The organism is Candidatus Obscuribacterales bacterium (genome assembly GCA_036703605.1).
Lineage (GTDB): Bacteria > Cyanobacteriota > Cyanobacteriia > RECH01 > RECH01 > RECH01.
Genome location: DATNRH010000549.1, coordinates 1 through 6,178, shown reverse-complemented (window position 1 = coordinate 6,178; position 6,178 = coordinate 1). Strand labels below are relative to the sequence as shown.

Annotated in this window: 6 protein-coding genes; 2 read left to right on the top strand and 4 right to left on the bottom strand. The window is 53.7% G+C overall.

Annotated elements, in window-relative coordinates; all coding sequences use genetic code 11:
* The first annotated feature begins 124 nt into the window (after positions 1–124).
* The gene (locus V6D20_11795) at positions 125–292 is read left to right on the top strand and encodes a PCP reductase family protein (GenBank protein HEY9816466.1); all 168 of its coding nucleotides are present in this window, start codon (positions 125–127) and stop codon (positions 290–292) included.
* Between the two features lie 12 nt (positions 293–304).
* On the opposite strand, the gene V6D20_11790 is transcribed toward V6D20_11795, so the two are convergent.
* From V6D20_11790 to pheA, 4 genes are all read right to left on the bottom strand, one after another.
* Positions 305–814 (bottom strand): hypothetical protein, encoded by a 510-nt coding sequence (locus V6D20_11790; protein HEY9816465.1) that lies wholly within the window; start codon positions 812–814, stop codon positions 305–307.
* 44 nt (positions 815–858) lie between these two features.
* On the bottom strand, positions 859–2,760 hold the full coding sequence (gene ftsY / locus V6D20_11785; GenBank protein ID HEY9816464.1) for a signal recognition particle-docking protein FtsY: 1,902 nt from the start codon (positions 2,758–2,760) through the stop codon (positions 859–861).
* A gap of 172 nt (positions 2,761–2,932) precedes the next feature.
* Positions 2,933–3,577: a transcription antitermination factor NusB gene (gene nusB, locus V6D20_11780; protein ID HEY9816463.1), complete on the bottom strand. Its 645-nt coding sequence runs from the start codon at positions 3,575–3,577 to the stop codon at positions 2,933–2,935.
* Between the two features lie 117 nt (positions 3,578–3,694).
* Positions 3,695–4,549: a prephenate dehydratase gene (pheA, locus tag V6D20_11775; GenBank protein HEY9816462.1), complete on the bottom strand. Its 855-nt coding sequence runs from the start codon at positions 4,547–4,549 to the stop codon at positions 3,695–3,697.
* A 1,265-nt stretch (positions 4,550–5,814) separates the two neighbouring features.
* Between pheA and V6D20_11770 the strand changes: the two genes are divergently transcribed.
* On the top strand, positions 5,815–6,178 hold a 364-nt coding region (locus V6D20_11770; GenBank protein ID HEY9816461.1), incomplete at its 3' end, for a hypothetical protein.

The following is a 6,178-nucleotide window of genomic DNA, read 5'->3' as shown; positions in this document are numbered from 1 at the left end:
GGCACGGGAAAATTTAGCCCTTTGCCCCTGAAAGAGGCCTAGTGCGGTTGTCGGCGATCGCCCCTGCAGATTAGGATTTCCATGGGCGATCGCCCATTTAACCCTAGGAGGAGTCAGAACCTGGATGGCCAACTCGATGGAATGGACGGCAGAGGCAGAAGCGCGGCTCAAGGAAATTCCCTTCTTTGTCCGTCCGGCAGCGCGCAAAAAAATTGAAACCTTTGCCCGCGAGGCCGGCGTGGCGGAGATTACAGAAGAGATCTACGACCAAGCCAAGAAAAAGTTTGGCTAGGCGATCGCTAGGTCACAATGCGTCGGTGGCTGGCAGGTGGCTAAAGGCTGCATCAACAAGCTGCTTAGCCTTATCGTCCAGCCGTTGCCAATCTACCTCCTGATCTTCAAAATTGATCAGGCTAGTGTCGATAACCACGGCGGGCTGGTCTAGCTGGCTGGCCTCATAGTCCATAAAACACACCTGGTAGCACAGGTTCCAGATATCTAGCCGGGCCTCGCGATCGCCCTGGGTGAGCTTGAGTTCATAGCCAGGGTAGGGGCGCGGCAAGTGGTCTAGGGTTTGCTGGATGAGGACAGCCCGTTCAGGCGCAGCCGTTTCTAATTCGTGCTGGAGGGCTATCACCTGAGCCTGCACCTCTGGAGGCGTATGGCTGGGCCAGCGCTGCACGTCTTCGTAGTCTCCTCGCCAGGGCGATCGCTCTAGGTTTTTACGAATATTGTCGATGACGCGGATCAGGGCAGGCTGCATCAAGAGTTCAGCCTGCTGCCAGTCAAGTCGAGTTGCAAACTTAGGAGCCATAGACTTAGGATGTGCTAGGGGGCGATCGCTAAGGGATAGACGCCTCAACCGCTGAGGAGAGCTTCCACAAATTCGTAGCTGGAGAACGGACGCAGATCTTCGATGCCCTCGCCAGCACCGATAAAGCGAATGGGTAAACCCAACTGTTGCACGACTGCTAGGGCAACGCCGCCTCGGGCCGTGCCATCCAGCTTGGTCAAAATCACGCCGCTTAACTGAGCAGATTCAGCGAAAACTTGAGCTTGGCGTAGACCATTTTGGCCTAGGGTAGAATCGAGCACAAGCAGTGATTCAATCTTGGCATGGCTTGCTTTTTTGTCGATAATCCGACGGATTTTGCTCAGCTCGTCCATTAGATTTTTCTTATTTTGCAGACGACCAGCGGTGTCTACCAGCAATAGCTCTGTATTGCGCGACATGGCAGCAGCGATCGCATCAAACACCACAGCAGCGGGATCGGTATTTTTCCCAGGGTTGGCAATCACCTCGACATTGCTGCGCTGTCCCCAAACCTTCACCTGTTCCACGGCTGCCGCCCGGAACGTATCTGCCGCCGCAATCAAACAGCGGTAGTCTCCCTGGGTAGCTAGGTGGGCCATTTTGCCGATGGTGGTGGTTTTCCCGGCTCCGTTCACCCCGGTGATCAGCCAAATATTTAGAGTATCTTTTTCGGGGGCAAAGGTAGGGCTGTACTTGCCTTGGAAAGGCTGGTCGAGCATCTGCCGCAGAATCTCCTTCAGGTAGGCGATCGCTGCTTCGGGGGGCAGGGCCTCTTCCCGCAGTTTACTTTGCAGGGCCTCAATAATGTAGTCCGTGGCCTCCACGCCCACATCGGCTTGAAGCAACAGCGACTCGATCTCCAACACCGCTTCTTGGTTGAGCGGCCCCTGGCCGACGATCGCCCGCAGTTGGTTCACCAAACTACGGCGGGTTTTGCCCAAACCTTGGCGCAGACGATTCAGCCAGGTAATTTCTTCCAGAGATACGTCTTCAGGACGCCGCCCCTGAGCCGCCAACACCCCTGCCGACCAGAGGAAATCATCATCTAGGACAATGCTGGGTGTAGAGGGGGGAGCGATCGCTGCCTCGGCTTCATCGAGGGCTTCTGCCTTGAGTCGTTCAAGACGTTCTTGGCGCTCGGTTTCAGCCTGGGCCCAGAAGGGTAGTGCTGCCGGTGCCTCAACATCACTGGCGGGGACATCGGGCTGGCTAGCGGCTTCCGGCTCGGCAAGGGCAGGTTCTGGGGTGCGATCGCTGACCGTTGGCTCGGCCGCGGCGGGTGGGATATCCACACCTACAGGAGGAGTTGGTTCTTCGACAACTTCCTCGGCAACTGGTTCTTCGACAACTGATTCCTCAATCTCCTCAGCAACCGGTTCTTCTACAATTTCTTCGGCAGCCGTTTCCTCTACAACCGGTTCTTCTACAACCGGTTCTTCTGCAACCGATTCTTCTACAACCGGTTCTTCTGCAACCGATTCCTCGGCAACTAGTTCCTCAGGGACTTCCTCGACAGATTCTTCTACAACCGGCTCTTCTGCAACGGATTCCTCGGCAACCGGCTCCTCAGCGACTTCCTCAACAACTGATTCTTCTACAACCGGCTCTTCTGCAACGAGTTCCTCGGCAACCGGTTCTTCAGCGACTTCCTGGGTAACGGGTTCCTCAGGGACTTCCTCGGCAACCGGTTCCGCAACCTCAACCGGTTCCTCTGCTGGTGGCGCTGGCTCAGGGGCAATCTTAGTGCCCTGCTGTTCCTGAATGGTTTGGTAGGCTGCCTTCGCCCAGGCTAGATAGTCCTCGGCGTTGGTTGGAGCCGTGCTCGCCGGAGCCTCTGCTGGTGGTGCCTCCGCAGCTTGTTCGGGCGGCGACGTGTCTTGAGGTTTGTTCTCGTCTTTTTCGTCGCGATTGCGACTGAACTGTCGCTTAAACCAATCAAAAGCCATAGCTGCTCTCCCAACGTGCGCCTTCCATCAACAAACTCGGCTAGAACCGTAAGCTATTAGGGTATGGTACTAGAGCCTTGACCTAGAAATCGACCGGAAACCCGAACCCTCAGCGCTCTTGGCGTTTCCCAAACATGCCCCAACATCACGTGCCTCTTGTCCCCCTCCGTATCTAGACTTCAGGGGGAGCTTGGGCCAAAGACTGCGACTTGATCGCGTCCGTCACCCGCCGCAGGACGCCATTGATGAACTTATGGCTTTCTTCATCGCCATAGCGCTTGGCCAATTCGATCGCTTCGTTAATAGCAACGCGATCGGGAACGCCTAGGTAGAGCACTTCCGTGACGGCAATCCGTAGGATATCTTGATCCAGCCGAATCAGGCGCTTAAGCTGCCAGTCCACCATGGAGCTGGTAATCAACTCATCAATGGATTCCCGATTCTGCTTCACCTGCTTGATGATGTCGATCGCGTAGTCTCGCACATCTTGCTGGTTGGCGAGCTGGATGAATTCAGGCAGTTCTAGGGCATAACCCAAGCGATTGATGGCCACCTGGGTGAGGTCGATCGCCTCCCGAGTCATGGTGCGTGCCCCTTGGATATCGGCCGATCGCGTCTCGCTAGACAGCAGGCGTTCGCTACCGCGCTCCAGTTCCGAAATCGCCACCTCTAAAGTCTCACGACTTTCCGTTGTCAAGGTTCGCACGGCGGCTAACACCAAATTTTGAACCTGCTGCATGTCCAGAGCTTCTGGGGTGGCAGGCAGTTGACTTGCGCCCAATAGCGCCAATTCACGAGCAATTCGACGAGCTTGCATAATTTACCGATTCGGTGCGCCGGAGCGAAACACGTATGGATGAACCCCATGATCCTAGCAGGGTTCGCTCCCCTCGCGGGGGCTTCGCTGGGTTACCTAGGATGAACAGAGAGTTGTCTAGAGCGGCAGGGACGTCGGTTCATCAACGGCGGCAACGGAATAGCTACCAAAGATTTTCAGGGTTTCAGTACAGGATTTAAGTTCTTCTAGAGCCCTTTGCACCGAGTCTGGATCTGCCCCTGTTTCTAGGTCAATGAAAAATAAATATTCCCCTAGCGATCGCTTCGTGGGCCGCGATTCAATCCGGCTCATATTAAGCTGACGTTTTGCAAAAATCTGCAGGGCGGTGACCAAGGCTCCCGGTGTGTTCTTCGGCAGACTAAAGGCCAGGGAGGTATGGGTGCCGGTTAAAGACGGCTCCAGCCCCATCACCCAAAAGCGGGTGCAGTTGTCGGGGCGGTCATTAATAGGATGGGCCAAAATCGGCAGGTTGTATAGCTCCGCTGCCCGACGGGAGGCGATCGCTGCCGTAGGCGCTTGGGGATCAAGGTGCTCTAGAGCTTCCACAGTAGAGTTGGTGGCAATGGTTTTCACATCCGGCAGCTTCGATCCCAGCCAGCCTTGGCACTGAGCTAGGGCCTGGGGATGGGAATAGACATACTCAATGGTCGCCAGATCCAGCGCTTGGGAAATTAGGGCATGGGCAATGGGCAAGACCAAGGCCTGCTGCACCTGAAGCGTATCCAACTGCCAGAGTGTATCGAGGGTCATGGTAACGCTGCCCTCAATGGAATTTTCCACCGGCACCACAGCAATCTGGGTTTGGTGGCTAGCCACCGCGTTGAGGGTTTGGGCAATGCTGGGATAGGGGCGCAACTGCCAGGTTTCTCCCGTGCGATCGCTCAGATGCTGGGCCCAAGCGATCGCCACCGTTTCTGCATAGGTACCGGCTGGCCCAAGATGTGCTATCAATCCCCCCATCATGTTCTGTCCCAAATAACGGTATGTGGCAACCTGTTTCTCAAACTACCTTCGTCAGAATACTACAGGCAAGCCCCCAATCTCTTCTCCTGCTTCAGAGGCTTATGCTTCGATATTACGCCTTGGATGGGTGGCTCTGCTGCGATCGCCCTCCTAGGGATTGATGAAACTTGATGAGCGAGGATGCAGCAAAACAGTTGCACAAACCTAGAAATAGTGATGGAATAGATAACGGTCTGAAAAACAAGTCAGACATTTCACAGGTTAGCAAAGGCGATCGCCCTTGCTGAACGTTTCGGGGGTGTGGCGGAATGGTAGACGCTGCGGACTTAGAAAACTGAGCCTTGTCGGAGAAACCTGACAAGTGGAAGCTCTCAAACTCAGGGAAACCTAAGGCGATTGATCCAACAGATCGCTATGGCAATCCTGAGCCAAGCCGAAGCCTAGCTTCGGAAGGTGCAGAGGCCCGACGGGAGCTACCCTAACGTAAAGTCGAGGGTAAAGGGAGGGTCCAATCTTCAAGACTAGGGTTCCTAGTTGCAGCGAAAGCTGTGGGAAGGTGAAAATCCGTTGACTGATGAAGTCGTGTGGGTTCAAGTCCCTCCACCCCCATATCATCATGAATGTTCAAAGCTAGAAGGCCTGGTGTGCGATCGCATGTCGGGCTTTTTGCATAGATTGGGTTGACATAGATGGGTTGACATAGATGGGTTGGCATCGGCTGCCGAAACCGCTGATCCAACCGATGGGTGACCGCAGTCGCACTAGTCTACGTATTTTTACATAATGTTTATCGTAAATCGTCTGGATGGAGTCCAGGTGGGGCGTAAAAGGAATTAGGTGATTCGCATTTTGATATATGGGGGAAGCGATCGCCTATAACCCATATAGTTAGAGGACTTGAAGGCAGGAATGATCTCCATCACTCCATGGAGTGATGGAGATTCGACATGACCCAGCCCTTGATCACGCGCTGTTCTCCTGAAACCTGATAAACGTAGTATAGTTAGAATTACGGATACGCCCTTGTGGCGATCGCTAGATGAGACTCAAGCTGCGGCTATACGTTCGATTGAGGGTGCGGTGACGGGTGATAGGTCACACAACAATGCGTAATATTGCGGAATTTACAGGATTAGCCTTGATGCAGTAAGTGGTGTTCACACCTTGAGAGTTAGACGCTTCATGAGCGCGACTCTACGATGTGACATTAACCATATCAGGGGAACGTCCTAGAAATAGGAGAGGTTGAAACCGTGACTGCACTACCCATGAAAGATTCATCAAATCTTAGTCGAGTCTCCATTGGTCGTTTCCAGAGAGATATCTCAAACGCCCAAACGGTGATCTATCAGTTCTTGCTGGATGCAGTCAAAACCTGGCCGCCGGAAGAGGTGCTTGCCGAGTTCCGACGATTGTTCATTCATCAAGTGAATACGACTAGCTCTGATACGGTTCCAGCTCTCTATGAAATTGTATTTGCCAATCAAGAGCAAGAGTTTCATCACACTCTAAAGCGAGCTTGCTACATATTAATTAATAACTGGGAAATTAAGCGCCAATATACCTACATTAGCGATTTAATCGACTTGTTTTCGGATGGGCTCATTCAGAAAACAA